Annotated in this window: 12 protein-coding genes; 3 read left to right on the forward strand and 9 right to left on the reverse strand. The window is 45.7% G+C overall.

What is annotated here, in order from left to right; translation table 11 throughout:
• Positions 1–44 precede the first annotated feature (44 nt).
• Entirely contained in the window at positions 45–1,004 is a 960-nt protein-coding gene (locus tag ACO0LM_RS01080) for an ABC transporter substrate-binding protein (protein WP_423033489.1), read from the reverse strand.
• 89 nt (positions 1,005–1,093) lie between these two features.
• Positions 1,094–2,107, reverse strand: coding sequence for a fumarylacetoacetate hydrolase family protein (locus ACO0LM_RS01085; protein WP_423033491.1), 1,014 nt, complete (start codon positions 2,105–2,107; stop codon positions 1,094–1,096).
• Between the two features lie 165 nt (positions 2,108–2,272).
• On the opposite strand from ACO0LM_RS01085, the gene ACO0LM_RS01090 reads away from it, so the two are divergent.
• Complete coding sequence (locus tag ACO0LM_RS01090) at positions 2,273–3,178, forward strand: LysR family transcriptional regulator (RefSeq protein WP_423033493.1); 906 nt, start codon at positions 2,273–2,275, stop codon at positions 3,176–3,178.
• Positions 3,179–3,302: 124 nt separating this feature from the next.
• Here the strand turns inward: ACO0LM_RS01090 and ACO0LM_RS01095 are convergent, their stop codons facing one another.
• Positions 3,303–3,791: a MarR family winged helix-turn-helix transcriptional regulator gene (locus ACO0LM_RS01095; protein WP_423033495.1), complete on the reverse strand. Its 489-nt coding sequence runs from the start codon at positions 3,789–3,791 to the stop codon at positions 3,303–3,305.
• A gap of 149 nt (positions 3,792–3,940) precedes the next feature.
• Here ACO0LM_RS01095 and ACO0LM_RS01100 point away from each other — a divergent pair, with 149 nt between their 5' ends.
• Both ACO0LM_RS01100 and mhpT read left to right on the forward strand, forming a co-directional pair.
• Positions 3,941–4,096 carry a hypothetical protein gene (locus ACO0LM_RS01100; protein ID WP_423033497.1) on the forward strand — a complete coding sequence of 52 codons (156 nt, stop codon included), beginning with the start codon at positions 3,941–3,943 and terminating at the stop codon, positions 4,094–4,096.
• A gap of 14 nt (positions 4,097–4,110) precedes the next feature.
• Positions 4,111–5,343, forward strand: a complete 1,233-nt coding sequence (gene mhpT, locus ACO0LM_RS01105; protein WP_423033499.1) for a 3-(3-hydroxy-phenyl)propionate transporter MhpT — start codon at positions 4,111–4,113, stop codon at positions 5,341–5,343.
• Positions 5,344–5,558: 215 nt separating this feature from the next.
• Here mhpT and ACO0LM_RS01110 read toward each other — a convergent pair whose 3' ends face one another.
• The 6 genes from ACO0LM_RS01110 to ACO0LM_RS01135 all read right to left on the reverse strand — a co-directional run bounded on the left by ACO0LM_RS01110 (position 5,559) and on the right by ACO0LM_RS01135 (position 15,986).
• Positions 5,559–9,341, reverse strand: a complete 3,783-nt coding sequence (locus tag ACO0LM_RS01110) for an EAL domain-containing protein (RefSeq protein ID WP_423033501.1) — start codon at positions 9,339–9,341, stop codon at positions 5,559–5,561.
• Between the two features lie 133 nt (positions 9,342–9,474).
• Entirely contained in the window at positions 9,475–11,997 is a 2,523-nt protein-coding gene (locus ACO0LM_RS01115) for an ATP-binding protein (protein WP_423033503.1), read from the reverse strand.
• A 7-nt stretch (positions 11,998–12,004) separates the two neighbouring features.
• Positions 12,005–13,048 (reverse strand): ABC transporter substrate-binding protein, encoded by a 1,044-nt coding sequence (locus ACO0LM_RS01120; RefSeq protein WP_423033505.1) that lies wholly within the window; start codon positions 13,046–13,048, stop codon positions 12,005–12,007.
• A gap of 180 nt (positions 13,049–13,228) precedes the next feature.
• The gene (locus tag ACO0LM_RS01125) at positions 13,229–14,044 is read right to left on the reverse strand and encodes an arginase family protein (protein ID WP_423033507.1); all 816 of its coding nucleotides are present in this window, start codon (positions 14,042–14,044) and stop codon (positions 13,229–13,231) included.
• Positions 14,041–15,279, reverse strand: coding sequence for a hypothetical protein (locus ACO0LM_RS01130; RefSeq protein WP_423033509.1), 1,239 nt, complete (start codon positions 15,277–15,279; stop codon positions 14,041–14,043). The genes ACO0LM_RS01125 and ACO0LM_RS01130 overlap by 4 nt, the downstream gene beginning before the upstream one ends.
• The gene (locus ACO0LM_RS01135) at positions 15,276–15,986 is read right to left on the reverse strand and encodes a 50S ribosomal protein L11 methyltransferase (protein ID WP_423033511.1); all 711 of its coding nucleotides are present in this window, start codon (positions 15,984–15,986) and stop codon (positions 15,276–15,278) included. The genes ACO0LM_RS01130 and ACO0LM_RS01135 overlap by 4 nt, the downstream gene beginning before the upstream one ends.
• Positions 15,987–16,069 lie beyond the last annotated feature (83 nt).

Genomic DNA, 16,069 nt, shown 5'->3' on the forward strand with positions numbered 1-16,069 from the left:
GAGAACTGATGCACTCATGCTGAAGTCTCCAATTCGACGGATATTTAGCGGACAATAATGGACGCGATATCAGGTGTATTTTTGTATGCTTCTTTGTTCGGTGCTTTGAACATTTCTTGTTGACGCATGGCGGTCACCCAAAATTTCAGGTGTTCGGGAGAAATGTTATTAGCCAGCTTGGGGATGGGAAGTGTCTCCAGAACTTGTGGTGGTACCTTCACGTATTTTCCTATGATGCTGCGGGTCGCCTGAGGATTGGCCAGGGCAAACTCCACTGCTTCTACCAAGGCTTCATTGATAGCTTTCAGGGCGACAGGATTTTTCTTCACCCATTGGCGTGTGGATGCATAGACGACGACCGAAAAACCATCCGGCAAGTCCTTTGAGAGATTGGCGTAAATCACACCAACACCGCTTTGCTCAATACGACTCATGAAAGGATCAGCGACCACCACTGCATCGACATTTCCACCTTTTAATACATCATTCATTTGCGGAAATGGGATTTCAACGAAATTGATTTTTTTGGTGTCCACACCTTTGTAGAAAAACCATTTTCGTATCAACACATGCAAGGCACCACCCAGCCCGGGAACGCCAATTTTTTTACCAATGAAGTCTGCTGGCGTATTCATGTCGGTACCTGCCCTGACCAGCAATCCGGGATTTTTGGCACTGCTGTCACTGAGCGATGCGCTTGCGAATGTAACCAGGTCCAGTCCGCCCGATGCTGCCTGCAGTAAGGTGCTTGGCGCTATTCCGCCAACCTGTATCGAATCTGACTGCAATGCTGGGGGTATGTTGGACGTCAGGGTGATCAGTTGAAGTTCAACATCCAAACCCCTTTTTTTGAAGAAGCCCTTGTCTTTAGCAACAAATGCCGCAGCAAAATCAGAAATGCCGGTGTAGCCAAACACGACTGGCGTTTGCGCCATGGTGGCTGTGCTATACAACTGCATTGCGAATACGGCTATCAGCAACACAAGGTGTTTTACTGTTTTCATACTTGTCTCCGTTTTAAATTAATTTATGCGGTGAAGGCATCTTTGCGCCTTATCTGCTCACCGAAAATCCTTATTACACTTGCTTTGTCTTATACGCCGGCAACAATTTTGTTGCGCAATATTCCGATGTGCTCGACTTCCAGTTCAATGACATCTCCAGCCTTCAAAAAACGCCCATGCTCGAGACCACATCCCATTCCTTGTCGTCCTGAACATGTACCTGAACCAAAAAATTCTCCGGGATATAAGGTTTCGCTTTTCGACACGTAAGCAAGCACCTCTTCAAAAGTAAAATACATATCCTTGCTATTGCCGAGCGATACTTCTTCGCCATTGATGCGGGCCCGCATGCTGAGTGCATAAGGATCAGGAATCTCATCCGGGGTCACCAACACCGGCCCCATGCAATTGCCGGTATCAAAATCCTTACCTTTTGCCGGCCCCAGACGCCCACCCATTTCGCGGCCTTGAATATCACGCGCCGAAAAATCATTGAAAATCGTGTAGCCACCTATATAGCTTCGGGCCGTTTCGACATCAATGTCGCGTCCGCGTTTGCATAAATAAATGCCGAATTCAAGCTCGTAATCAAACACTTTGGTGTACGAAGGAATCACAATGTCGGCATCATTGCCAACCACGGAAAAACGATTTCCCTTGTAATACACTGGTCGCTCATACCAGGGCTGATTGCTGGTGTAAGCCAGAGTGCGTTGACGACCAAATGTGGTCTCTATCCAGAGATCCAGTTTCGCGCGCCATGGCTTCATGCCATATTTCCGCGTCGCATTGATGACGTGCTGTTCAAAATTCATGAATTCGCGTATGGATTCCGGTGTCGGTACTGGCGCAAGAATTTTCACGGTACTGAGATCCAGCACCAAGTCAGGCCCGGAATTTTTCATTCCATACTCCATTGCCGAAAGCGCGACTTCATGTGCCACCGTGTTCCCAGCCAGGAAGCTGAGCATCGTGACCAAATGCGGACTGGACATGCCATGCTGCTCCACGTAGGCCGCTTGTAGTCGCACAAGGCCTGTATCTCCGGAAAGCAAAGCGCCGATTTCCATGCGCTCTTCATAGGCGTAGGTGATTAATCTCATTCGTCTCTCTCTGTCATTTTTATGGACGTGTTCGGCACAATCTTTATTTTTGTGTCGACTTTGTCTCTTGAATGCACTGTAAAGGAGAGCGAAGTTTCTGTGAAATCGTTTGTTTCGAACTATACTTTCGGTATAACCGAATGCTGACAACAAAAAGGGACGGACATGCACTTCAAGGGACTGGATCTGAATTTACTGGTGGCCCTGGATGTACTGCTTAAAGAGAAAAGCATCACCCGCGCCAGCCAGCTATTGCATTTAAGTCCATCTAGTGTCAGCGGTGCGCTTGCCAGGCTGCGTGAGTATTTTGATGATGAAATACTGGTATTGGTTGGCAGGAAAATGGTCCCTACCCCTTTGGGCAACATGATTGCCAGTTCGGTCGGAGATATTTTGTTGCAGGTGCAGTCGACCATAGACATACGGCCACACTTTGATCCCGCCACCGCAAAACGTAACTTTACTTTGATGATGTCCGATTACACGTCGACGGTATTAATGAGTGGCGCACTGCAGAAAATGCAACAAATAGCACCAGGAATCACGTTTGACATGGTGCCGCCTACTGATACACATAGTGAGGCATTGGACCGGGGTGAAATTGATTTGCTGATCATGCCCAAGAGCCTCATTTCATCCAACCATCCGGCAGAAATTTTATTTGTAGACAGTTATGTGTGTCTTGCAGCAAACGATAATTCCGAAGTTGGAAATAATCTCTCAATCGAGCAATACTGCAGCATGGGGCATGTTGTTGTGAAAGCAGGAACGCCGCGCGGCCTGACGCACGGTGACGTGTTTTTGAGTCAAAAGAAAATCGACAGGCGGATTGAAATATTTACCCTCAACTTTAATTGCCTGCCGCGCTACCTGATCGGCACCAAGCGTATTGCCACCCTGCAAAAAAGGCTGGCTGACGAATATATTCAATATTTGCCACTCAAATCAGTACCATTGCCATTCAAGATTCCCGACCTGGTGGAAATGATACAGTGGCATCGTTACAAGGAGAAAGATCCGGCACTGACCTGGCTCAGGCACTATTTGAAACAAGCTGATGAACGAGGATGAGCAAGCTTGATCAGGCAAGCGGCGCGATACTATAATCAAGGAATTTCTTGACTTGGAAAATGAAAATGCACGACCTGCGCCTGTTTAGAGTGGCCAGTGTAGTCAAACAAGTCTTGCCTGAGATTTATTTTCCTTCCATGTGCGCGGGGTCTACCATCATGGACCCTAGCGAACGCAATAACTTCCGCAATTGGCCATGTAGTGCATTGCATTCATCAACACCGAGTTCTGCAAGCATTGCCACTTCCAGCTTTGCTACAGCGATATCACAGTTTCTTAATAAACTTTGCCCGGATTCTGTCAGGCTGATCTGAATGATACGACCATGGCTGGCATCTGGTTGGCGTTCTATCCATCCCCGGCTTTCCATCGTCTTCACCATTTCATTGGCCGATTGAGGTGACACCATTGATCGTTCCGCCAACTGCGCATTGGATAATTGACTTTGTGCATTCAATACCGACAAGGCTGTGTATTGCGGCGCCGTCAGGCCCAACACGGCGAGGCTATCGCGCAGGCGCCGGTTCAGCACGTGGTCAATTCTTCCTATGAGATAGGCGATACCAACGGGCCTGGGATCAGATGATGGCGTAGTTGTCATTGATTTTTTCATAGTAAAAAAAATTTCAAATATTTCTTGTTATTTGTTTTGGAATGGCTATATTATAAGTCAAATATCAGGGTTCCTGATATAAGCCTTCATGAGTACTAAAGAGCAAACATGCAAATTATGACACGCGCCGGAGTACAGTAAAAGTTGATGTGGCAGATGATATCGTCTGGGTTGCATTACACAGTCCAGATAAGTGCAATGCAAAGCGCCACACGCTCAATCCCGGAATAATTGATGGCAATGAAAAGCAATTTTTAAAACTAGCTGATAAGCATTCTCAAAATACAAAGCGCAAAAAGCGCTGACCAATGGAGACAAAATGATAGCCAACCCGAATTCCAGGCATGCAAGTGTCAGAACGATCGCTTTATGCTTTGTAGTTGCTTTACTAGAAGGCCTCGATTTGCAGGTGACCGGCCTTGCCGCACCTGGAATCGGTGCCGAATTCAAGTTAAGTCCGGCACAAATGGGCTGGATGTTCAGTGCTGGCTTACTTGGTCTTTTACCGGGTGGTTTTGTAGGGGGCAGATTGGCTGACAAAATTGGCCGTAAAATGATCTTGGTCATTTCCGTCATACTTTTCGGCGTATTTTCACTTGCCTCTGTCTATGCCTGGGATTATTCAAGTTTCCTGGTTGCCCGCCTGATGACAGGACTGGGTTTAGGGGCCGCACTGCCGGTACTGATCTTGCTGTCTTCTGAAGCATTCGAAGAAAAACATCGCAGTACTGCTGTCAGCATGACTTATTGTGGCGTGCCGCTGGGAGGTGCTTTCGCATCCCTGTTTGGTATGTTGAATCTGGGTTATGGCTGGCGCAGCCTATTCTATATTGGCGGTTTGTTACCGATTGCAGTCGCGGTGTTATTGATCCTTTGGTTACCGGAATCCCGTGCATTTCAAAAAGATGCCCTTCACCGTAGACAGGTGGGCAGCATCGGGCAAACCGCATTTAGTGACTTGTTCCGGTCTGAAATGTGGCGTTCAACGGTCATGCTATGGCTGGGATTCTTTTTTACCATCACTACCTTATACCTGTTATTGAACTGGCTGCCGTCTCTACTGATGCGCCAGGGCGTTGATCGTTCACACGCAAGTATTGTACAAATATTCTTCAATCTGGGTGGTGCAGCGGGTGCCTTGTTGACTGGCCGCCTGCTGGATCGTATACGTCCCGGCATCGTGGTCGTGTTGACGTATGCGGGAATGTTACTGTCACTTGCGGCCTTGGGCCTGTCTGACAGTTTTACTGTGATGACCGTGGCTGGCGGCCTGGCTGGATATTGTGCACTGGGTGCGCAACTGGTTCAGTATTCCCTGGCACCGAAACTATACTCCACCTATATCCGTGCAACTGGCGTAGGCACTGCCCTGACCATTGGACGCATGGGTGCAGTAGGTGGACCATTGATTGCAGGTGCAATTCTTGCCGCAGGGGCAGGTGTTGGTGGTGTGATGCTCGCTGCGTCACCAGGTCTGGTGATAGCCGCTGCAACTGCATTGATTTTGTATGAAAAAAAGACCGCAGAAAGTGAAGGCGCTATTCCTCGTTAATTTATTATTAGGACTTACGCAAAACCGCCCCAAAGCGTTGCAGCTCCTGGTCGTACTAAAGTACTGTCTTCGTCGCTACTGTGCAGTTGGGGTTTCAGGCAACATGTTGCCTGCCGACGTAACGAACTTCCCCTGCAAGAGAGGTTTCCGAAAAGCGATTTGCGTAAGTCCTAAGTAATTTATCCTATGTTGATGACATAGAATAGGCATGTAAATCACAAGGTTTTGGCTAAGCGTTTGCCATCAACCAGCATGGCAAGGAATTTTTTCGCCGGCACAGGAGGACTAAAATAATAGCCCTGAAGTTCATCACAATGGTGATCTAACAAAAATTGTAGCTGCTCCATGGTTTCAACTCCTTCTGCTACAACACGAAGCCCTAAACTGTGCGCCATTGCGATGATGGCTTTGGCAATGGCTGCATCTTCCGCAGAATTACAGACATCAGTAATAAAGGCCCTGTCAATTTTAATAAAATCAAATGGAAATCGTTTTAAATACGCCAATGACGAATATCCAGTACCAAAATCATCTAGCGATAATTTGGAACCCAAATCCTTCAATTCTTGCAAATTACTAATCGCATCAATGGGTTCGTCCATCACCACCGATTCTGTTAATTCAAATTCGATATATTCTTGAGACAAATCATATTTCGCAATTATGTCGCGTACCGTCTGTAATATTTTTCCTTTTTTAAACTGAACTGCCGATAAATTGATTGCTACCGGAACTATTTCAATTTTATCTTGCTGCCACCGTGCTTGCTGAGCACATACTGAATCGATAACCCACTCACCGATAGGGACAATTTGCCCGGTATCTTCTGCTAGAGGAATAAACTCTATAGGGGAAATTTGGCCACGCACAGGGTGATGCCATCGAATTAAAGCTTCAGCACTAACTATGCGACCAGTATGTAAATCAACACGAGGCTGGTAATATATTTCAAATTGTTCATTTTCCAATGCTTCCTTCAGCGCATCTTCCAGGGCGATGCGTTCAGCAATTGCCTCATTCATCTTTCTGGAATAGTACAGATATTGTTCAGCCGATGCCTTTGCTTTTTTCAGGGCTACTTCAGCATGTTTATACAGTGTTTCTGCGTCGTCTCCATCCGCAGGATAAAGAGCAATACCCGCTCGAATGGAAAGCCGGATTTCGTGTTGTGATAATTTGAAAGTCTGGCCAAGTGGTTCCAGTATTTGCTGGGTTAATTGTGCGATGACATCGGCATCTCGTTTCACTGCACCAAAAGCGATAGCAAATATATCTCCTCCCACGCGTGCAAGACTGTACGGTTCTTTTAACCCCTCACTTAAATGGTTGGCAACCAATTTAAGTATGGCATCACCTGAATGTCGTCCGTGAACTTCATTAAATTGAGCAAAGTGATCGAGGTTGATCATAATCACTGCGACCAGGTCATCCGAATTGAACGACGCGTGCAACAATTGCGTTAACCGATCATGAAACAGCATGCTATTGGGTAGCCCGGTCAACGCATCGTAATAGGCAAGATAATTGAGCCGTTCTTCCTTTTCTATAAATTGAAGGCCAAATGACAAATCGCCAGCCAATTCATCAAATAGTTTTCTCGTGTCTTTTTGGGAAAAACACGCAATAGAATCTGCTACGACAACAATGACCCCCATGACCTGGTTATCAAGGGTCAAGGGTAATGCGACCAAGGATTTAAAACCGTTTTCAAGGAATTTTTTCTTCAACACAGACGGTGTCAATTCTGCTTGGATATCGTCGTAAATGATCGGCCTATTTTCCCTGAAAGCAGTGTTAGCTGGGCCATTATTCATGGTTGACTCTATCGCTTTCAAGAATTGATTTTTCTTGGACTCGCTCATGTCAACTACCGACCATGCACTCATATTGATGCCCTTTGTATCCGCATCAATGACGCCAGCCCAGGCAACACCAAACTCACCTTGATTGACCAACACCCTGCAAGCCTCATGCAGTAATTCGTTTCTATTGCGAATGCGGACGATGGCAGAATTGATCCCGCTCAAAACTGCGTAAATGCGATTTAAGCGCGCAATGTTTTCTTGCTGTATTTTTTGTTCAGTCACGTTCTGAATGGTATTAAACCAGCGCAGCGACTTATCCAAATAGCTTTTTGCGGGTAAAGGTTCCATGACTTGCCGCACATGAATTAACTCACCGTCGCCACGCCTGATACGATATTCGATATCCTGACGTTGTTTATCTTTAGCGGCTGTAACACAAGTGGCACGAAAGCGTTCACGATCAACTGGTTCAACAATGCTTAACCAATCGCGGGTATTCGTTGGTAAATCCATGCTCGTTGTCCCAACGAGCTGGGGTAAAGTAACTGACCAGCTTTCAAATGAGCCATCTGCCTGACTGATAACATGAGATAGTTTCGCAATTAACTGTGCTCTTTGTAGCCCAGCCTCACGTTCCAGCAATGAGGTTTGCAAGTTTTCCTGTTCTGTAATGTCTTCCGCAACACCCGCAATTCTATATATGTTCCCGGCCTCATTGCGAATCGGAAAACCACGCACATGTATCCACCTCACAACCCCATCCGTGCGGATTATTCTGTATCGATGATCGAAATTATGATCAGGTGTTTCAGGTCCAAGCAATTTCCAATTTTTCCATGCCAACTGGATGGCCGGTATATCGTCGGGATAGATGGATTCCCGCCAAGACTGCGGCTTGGCGTATAAACTCAGGCAACTGCGTCCCCAGATTTTTTCATACGCCGGACTAATATATAGAACAATAATATTTACCGGATCGACCAGAAAAAAAGCTTCATCGATGTTCTCGGCCAATTGGCGAAAGCGCGTCTCGCTTTCATATAGTTGGTCAGCGATCCGTTTGCGTTCGGCAAGGTCAATTTCCAGACGGTTTGCATGCTCTTGAACTACTTCAAATAAATCTAAATTTTCATACGCAATCGCCAATTGGGTGGCGACCGTCATCACCGTTTGTTCGTCAATTTCATTGAATTCGTTGGCGTCAAATTTATCAACGAGATAAATCCAGCCGTAGCAACGCTTTGAACTGGTAATCGGCACACCAAGAAATGAATGGACTGGTGGATGATTTGCCGGCAATCCCAATTTTTCAGGATTGCCACCTGGATTTTCAAAACGCACCGGGTCTCTCTGTTTCAGTAACTTTCCAATTACTCCCGTAGCAATGGGAAGTGAAAAGAAATAGTCATTGAACCTGGGCTCCAGCCCCCTTACACAAGAATGTAATATCGTTTCATAGCTCGAATTGACGATGCCTGCAACAGCATATTTTGCCACACTGACATGGCGCGCTACACGACAGCCAGCTTCCAACAAGCGAATCGGATCCCTTTCGGAATTCAATTCAATACCCATATCGATCAGTGCCGTCAGCCTCAGGCTTACCGCCTGCAAATCAGCAAGTGATTGCGACAATCTTTTATTGGTCTCTTTTACTTCATCGCTTTGGGGAAACTGTGAATTCGTATCTTCTGCGATTTTGGAAATAAACTGACTGCTGCTTTCCAATTCGCGTAAATATCCAGTCAACTGATTATCGATAGACTCGAATCGGTTTCCTGCCTGGCTTACATTGACCGGTATTGCTGCCGTCTTGACAGACGTCGTTGTTCCCAGTGCATCACGCACGGTTTTCAAAATCAAGTCCGGCGGCGAAGGTTTTTGCAGCACCCATTTGACACCGCAAGAACGCGCCATAACGTCCGCTTCACGCGTGCTATAAGTTGACGTATAGAAAATGACCGGTATGCCAGCGATAGACGGCTCAGTACGAATGCGCAACACAAATTCGTAGCCGTTCATATGGGGCATCAGGATATCTGAAATAATCAAATCAGGATGTTCTTGCAAAGCTACTTTCAAGCCTTCCAATCCATCTGATGCCAATAACAATTTGTGATGCTGGAAATTGAGCAATGCAGCCAAAAATTGTCGATTTAACGCATGATCATCTACGATCAAGATAGTAGCCATTCATGTTCCTTTCATGAACTACTAGCAAACGTCGAAGCAATCGATGATTGCAAGCAAATTAATTTAATAATACCTCCAATATTAATTGAGTACATCAAGACTTCCTGTCATCAACATTTACTATGCGCACCTGTTACAATATTTTTCTTAACGCTTCTCGCAACTCAGATAATTTAGGTGGCTTACTGAGTACACAATTTACATGTGTCGGCTCGTCACCGTCGTCAACCAGCCGTTGCCCCCAGCCGGTTAACATAATAATGGGCGTCATGGGCGACATTTTCTTGATCGAGCTGGCGACTTTGCGGCCATCAACATAAGGCATTCCCAAATCAGTAATGACGACAGCGAACGATTCGCCTCTTTCTTGCGCCTCACGAAATGTATCAATCCCAAGCTGGCCACCGTTAGCAGCCACAACACTGTGACCATCTATTTCCAAAATATCCCTTACAGATTTAAGGACCATGGGGTCGTCATCCACCACAAGCATACGCTTGTGGGTGGGAATAGCACGTGACGTTACAGCTTGCGACACTTCTTTAATTACGGTAGGTACCAGGAAACTCAAGCGCATCGTTGTTCCCTTATTGAGTTCAGTGTCAATCTCAATATCAGCACTATGCCTTTCTATCATTCCATACACCATTGCCAGCCCTAAACCGGTACCACGTTCACCTTTGGTTGTAAAGAAAGGTTCCAGGCAGCGACGTCTGGTATCCTCACCCATGCCTACCCCGCTGTCGCTAACCTCTATCAAGACCCGCATTACTTTCGCATCTTCGGTTGATAAGTGCGTGTGTTCTACCAGCCGTGTTCTCAGCGTTAACACACCACCATTCGGCATGGCATCTACCGCATTGAATATGATATTCGTCAGCGCTTCCCTGATTTCACCATTCACGCCCATGATGTCTGGTAAGTCATTGGCCAATTCTGTTCGTAATTCAATCACGATGCCGCGTTGCTGTGGCATATCACTCCATCTGGCACGCGTCAGATCAATGACTTGTTGCACTAATTTATTCACCTCTACTGGCATTAAATTCAGTTGAGGTGGGCGCTGCCGGTAAAATTCCCTCATCCTGGCGACCGTGGCCGCGACGTCATCGATCGCTCTGGAGATAATTTCCAGGTAACCCCGCCCTTTTTCGCTAAGATTTTTTTCCGTTTCAAGTAAAGATTCGGTATACAGTGTCACGGGGGAAATCGCATTATTGATATCATGTGCAATGCCACTCGCCATTTGCCCCAATGCACGTAATCGTTCCTGTTGCATGACGGACTGCTGTGTTTGCCGCAGATCATCGTAAGCCTGTTGTAAAGATCCATATAATTGCGCTTGATTCGCGGCCAGGGCGACGTGTTCACTCAACTGTTGCAAAAATTCGCATTCACCACTGTTAAAACTGAATGCCTGATTTTTTGCAACAACGAGTACGCCGAATACCACACTTTCCGCTCGTAGCGGGGCCATCACTAATGCGCACAAGCCCCCTTTTGCCAGACGCTGAGGGAAAGGAAACGCAACATTGCTGATGTCCGCTTCGTAGACCAAATTCCCGTGTACGCAACGAGACAAACCATTTTCGTCTATAGATATCTCACTGTTGACGGTCATGGCCAGTTCTTGCGCCAACATTTCACTGTGCAGGCCAACGCTGGCAACCTGGAGAATATTTTTTTGTTGGTCGTAGAGACAGATGCAACTGAAGTCGACGGGTAAATGGTCTTCAAGACTACGAATAACCACTTGAAAGATACTACGTAAATCCTGACGTTCACCGATAGATCGTGTAATTTGATGTAAGAGATTTAAACGATTGAGTTGCGCCTGCGCTTTTTTTTCTACCTGTTGCCGCTCAATGATTTCAGTCTGCAATGAATCATTCATGTCTGCGAGTTTATTGCGAGAAACTGTTGTCAGTTTCAATTTTTCTGTCATGCCATCGAAGGCACGCGCCAGATCACCGATTTCATCCTGAGTTTGGATATTGAGTGAAAACTCCAAATCCCCTTCCCCAACAATGGCGGTACCTTGACGCAATTTTTCGAGTGGTTTGGTGACACTTCTCAGCGTCAGGTAGATAGTGAAGGTGACGACAAGTATCACCATACCGCCAAACAGGATTACTCTGTTAAAGGATTTTTGTTGCGCATCCAAAGCACCTGCCCTGCTTTGTTCGGACAGGTTTAAAGCATCAGATATCATACCCTGAGCTTTATTGGAAATTTGTCCCAGCAAGCGGGATTCGAGCTCTTTCAGCATTTCGCTCTTATTGCTGTCATGCTCCAGCTCTGAACGATTGGCAATTAATAAGGCAAATAATTTTTCAAGGTTTTCGTTGGTACGTATCAATCCGTTTATAACACTCTTTCCCTCTGGCTCAGTAAACTCCTCTATCGATAAAAGACGTTTATTCAATGAGGTGTTCCTCATTTTCCACTGTGCGATGGTGCGTTCTTCGTGCAGTAAGGCATATTCCAGCGTCAAATATCTGAGCGAAGTAACTGCCTGCAAAAGCTCACCCGCAACTTCATTCTTCGCTATTTCACGACGCATCTGCAGGCTTGTCGACAACAAAACGACGACAATTGCGGCAACGACCGCAAGAGAAAATAGTTCAGCTAATTTCAGTCGAGTTGAAATTTTCACTTTTTTCTCAATGAATGATGGTGACTGCTGAGGGCTTCACTGCCTCCAGACCATCAAGATAAATGTAATCAAGATAATTGGGAGTTGCTGTTTTATTCGTTAGCTTATTTTTGATAGCCCATCTTGCTTCATCTTCGAGCGCGAGAAGTAAGCCCTGGTCAAGAGCAAGGTCAAATCGATAGGACGGCCATGCGTCTTCCAGGTTCTTCATGTCAGTTTTTATCATGCCATCCACCAGTTTTCGTGCGGCTTCGGGCATATCATTGCAGAAACGTCCACCCAGGGCCAAGGCCCGCAATGTTTTTTTAATTGTTTCTGGATGTTTGATTACATATTCCCTTGTACCCACGACAGCGTACAGGCTTTCATACACATCTTGCCCGTAAAAAGCCACACCGTTGCTACCTAGTTGGGTAAGAATATTGCCTAGAAAGGGCTCCCAGCCCGCTACTGCATCAACCTCCCCTTTTTCCAGTGCTTTACCCAGCTCTTCAGGTTTGTAGTTGTGCTTGGTTACGTCGTCAGGATTCAATTTCTGCCTGTTAAGAAAAGCATCCAGTGTAAAATGCCCTGAAGTGCTTTGTGTCACGCCGATCTGCTTCCCTTTAAGACTAACCGGTGTTGTTACCCCTCTATCCTTCCTGCCGACGATACCGTGATCTTTCTCTGCCTTAAAGATGGTGGCAATCACTAATATGGGCCGGTTATCAAGCCCGGCAAACATAATAGGAATGTCGGCAACCGTTCCCAAATGGGCTTGTCCTTGCAGAACAGCTTCCATTGCGGCCTTGCCACTTGAATGCGACTGTATCCTGACCTGTAAGCCCTCATTGAGAAAATAACCATTCTCTAAAGCAGCAATAATGGAACAGGTTCCTACATATTCCGTATTGGTCGCCATCGTTATCTGTTCAAAAACTTTGGGACGATCATTTGCTGGCGCGCGTAACATCAACATATAGGCCGCAAGTAAGATAATGATCACCAGGATACTGGCGGCAATATAGATATAAGTTTTTGGGATTTTTTTTGTACTCGTCGCATATCTCATTGCTATTCCTCTTCCACATTATCTAGACTCATGTAACAAACAAAAGAGTGCAGCAAATACAACAAAGGGCAGATTTACAAGAAATACCAAGCTTTAATTGCCGCAAGGAAAAATTGAAAAAGCGTGAAAACTTAGTCCTCAATCGCTTCTAATTGCTACCAAGACAAAGAAACTTGCATTTTATTCTAGTTCCTTTAGTAAACTAAGGCAAGCAATTGCAGTTTTATCATCCTTATCCATTTCCTCGTGCCAGGCAGAGACTGAAATGGCAACGAGCTTTCTGTTACGTAAACCCCGGAAGAGTTGTGCAATGTCTGCGTATCCAGGTCCGTGTTTCACATGATATTTAAGTGCGGGCATTTCCCCTTCGGCATCAATTACATCGGTATCAAAATGCAGATAAATACTTTCATCAGGCGGCAGATGGTTAAAAATGTCTTCCAGCTTGCAGATCGTGATGCCTGAATTTTGAATGGCTTCACGTTCTCCAACATCCAAATCGCGGGCATCAGATAAAACAATTCTTTTTTCCGGATAAGATCGCACGCCGACGCTATTAGTAAATGCCGTAACGGAATCCCGGTCTTTTTTTCGTCGGTCACGCCTGCCTACCAGGAAAGCCAGTGGCATTCCACCAAGATATTTCGTTTGGGTCGTCTCCCAGGTGTGGAAATCTCCATGCGCATCCAACCAAAGAATACGATCCGGCTCTTTTCCCGCATGTTGTAGCCCGCTCAGTACCCCCAGAGTAGAAATACAATCCCCCGCAACACAAACAGGCCGTAAACCGTGATTAAGGATATTTTCTACGGATTCGGACAGGCGTCGATAAATCGTCCCCATTCTGCGCAGTTTTTCATTGGCATCGCGAATATCCGTTTCAGAAAAATCAGGCACATCCACTATGTCCCACGCATTGCCATCTATGTCGCGAATACGGCACAGGCCGTCGCGACGTTGCCCTGTTAAAAATGGGATGATGAGACGGTGATTCATATCCACGTTTCCGGATCCATAGAATAATCAAGGGCTGCCATCATTGCGATGACTTTTGGATCTGTTCCCATATTTTCCAGCAAGATTTTTCGTTTTTCCCATCGCTTTAATTTTGGGGTTTCCGTGGCCATCATGGTTCGGAATTCGGGTAAAGATTGCATTTCGCTGAGACCAAGATAGTCAGTGATTTTTTTTATTACTTGGCCTGGTCGCAATAGAAATTCTTCAAAAGTTACGCGCTGCGTTTTTACTCCACTGGCAAGAACTGCCTGGTGTGCCGACAGCCATTGATTGAGGCAAACGTCTTCTAAACGGGCTCTGGTAAATTCTTTCCAGTTTGGGGGCAAGTCAAATTTCCACCATTTTTCGCCGAATTCGACCACGTTTGAATAAGCTTCGATAGCCAGTTGTATACCAATTTGGCTACAGTCCAGTGAGAAAAACCCTATCGGTGACAACCAGCCATCCATCAGGCCATTCACAGACTGGGCATACCCCCTTGTCAAATGAATGTAATTTATTTCCGCATTCGGGAAAAGCTGCTCATACATGCCAACACGATAGACATCCGGAGGAGATTTGAAGAGCAAGGTTTTTTCCCGCGCATCCTGTTCGGTAAACTGTCGCCGATACAGTCCTGGCAGTACAAATGGCGGCTCTTCCAATTTGGTCTTTTCATTAAAACAAACAGCACCCACTGTATTCTTTCGACCATCGTAATAGGCCATTCTCCATGGCATGTGTCGAAATACTTTAGTCAGTATGATTTCTTGCAGGGCCAGTTCTTCGCTGACGCCGCCGGTCTTGATTTCATTCAGTGCCTCATCCAGAGAGGCCATTAAATCAAGATGCGCGACAGGTTCTGAAAATACACCTGGAAATTGCAATAACAGGCGTTTTTCCCATTTCTTTTTTAAAAATCCAGGATCGGGCATCTCCTTTGCAGCTACAGTCAAGTCATCAAGAATATTGTCAGCCAATTTATCTACATTTGAAAAACTGTTTATGGCATCACTATCTGAATTACAACCAAAGCCGTTATTAGTAAGCGTCAAGAACGGTGTAATTTCACCGTCAAGAGTAGCAATCTCAGGATGGGATGCGAGCACACTTTTCAACAACGTAGAACCAGACCTGGGCGACGTTAAAATAACCGCGACCTTATCGACCTGCAAATTAAGCCTAGAGTGCGCTATGTTACGCATCTCGTTGACTGCGCAAATAGTCTTTATCATGTAGATTTACTGGTAGCAATCCTTCTCATGACAAAAGCAAAAAATTTTTTCGTTTCTTCCTTATCTGCCACGGTACTGCCTATTGCACGAACAGAAAAACCAGCTGCTTTTGCCAACGCTTTCATTTCTTTGATCGCGCCAAAATTGGATTGAGAAAAATAAATTCGCCCATTGGGTTTCAGGTAGTTACCAACCTCTTCAAAAAAACGGGCGTTCGTTTTGAAATCGGTGTCCCACTGAGATTGCGCTACGACATCATGTGCAAATTTGTTTCTGAAAGGAAGATTCGCTGTAATAACATCAAATTGAACTCCTTCTATCTTTTGGAAAAGATTTGAGCTCTTGACTTTCATTATCTTGTCAAAACCATGCAATTTCGCATTATGCTTCGCACTCTTGATAGCTGACGGATTGATGTCTACTGCCAGCACCTTGGCGGCGCCCTGATAACACGCGAAAATTGCAATGACGCCTGATCCTGTGCCGATATCGAGCACACTTTCTCCGGGTTTGATCCGGAAATTCTGGACCAGCGGTTGACTATCGATAAATGGCCAAAATGTACCCGGGTAGACTAGAAATTCCTTACCAAGATATTTAAACATTTTTCCTGCAGGAGGAATTGCCTTGAATGCTTTTTGCCGCCCTTTTTGCCAACGGTCTATACGCGCAACACTGTCAATATTTACGTCAGAAAAATGCTCCATATTTTTCCCTCTTTCATAAAAATGACTGCAAGACCAGGTAGCAAATTTTCGTGGCACCTGAAATCAAACCTCAAATACATACC

The sequence above is a fragment of the Undibacterium sp. Di26W genome (assembly GCF_049340265.1).
Lineage (GTDB): Bacteria > Pseudomonadota > Gammaproteobacteria > Burkholderiales > Burkholderiaceae_D > Undibacterium.

Excerpts from the sequence above, each read along its gene's own strand:
- ACO0LM_RS01095 (WP_423033495.1), bottom strand. The coding sequence starts at position 3,791 with ATGAAAAAATCAATGACAACTACGCCATCATCTGATCCCAGGCCCGTT.
- mhpT (WP_423033499.1), top strand. The coding sequence starts at position 4,111 with ATGATAGCCAACCCGAATTCCAGGCATGCAAGTGTCAGAACGATCGCT.
- ACO0LM_RS01120 (WP_423033505.1), bottom strand. The coding sequence starts at position 13,048 with ATGAGATATGCGACGAGTACAAAAAAAATCCCAAAAACTTATATCTAT.
- ACO0LM_RS01085 (WP_423033491.1), bottom strand. The coding sequence starts at position 2,107 with ATGAGATTAATCACCTACGCCTATGAAGAGCGCATGGAAATCGGCGCT.
- ACO0LM_RS01135 (WP_423033511.1), bottom strand. The coding sequence starts at position 15,986 with ATGGAGCATTTTTCTGACGTAAATATTGACAGTGTTGCGCGTATAGAC.
- ACO0LM_RS01080 (WP_423033489.1), bottom strand. The coding sequence starts at position 1,004 with ATGAAAACAGTAAAACACCTTGTGTTGCTGATAGCCGTATTCGCAATG.
- ACO0LM_RS01130 (WP_423033509.1), bottom strand. The coding sequence starts at position 15,279 with ATGATAAAGACTATTTGCGCAGTCAACGAGATGCGTAACATAGCGCAC.
- ACO0LM_RS01125 (WP_423033507.1), bottom strand. The coding sequence starts at position 14,044 with ATGAATCACCGTCTCATCATCCCATTTTTAACAGGGCAACGTCGCGAC.
- ACO0LM_RS01110 (WP_423033501.1), bottom strand. The coding sequence starts at position 9,341 with ATGGCTACTATCTTGATCGTAGATGATCATGCGTTAAATCGACAATTT.
- ACO0LM_RS01090 (WP_423033493.1), top strand. The coding sequence starts at position 2,273 with ATGCACTTCAAGGGACTGGATCTGAATTTACTGGTGGCCCTGGATGTA.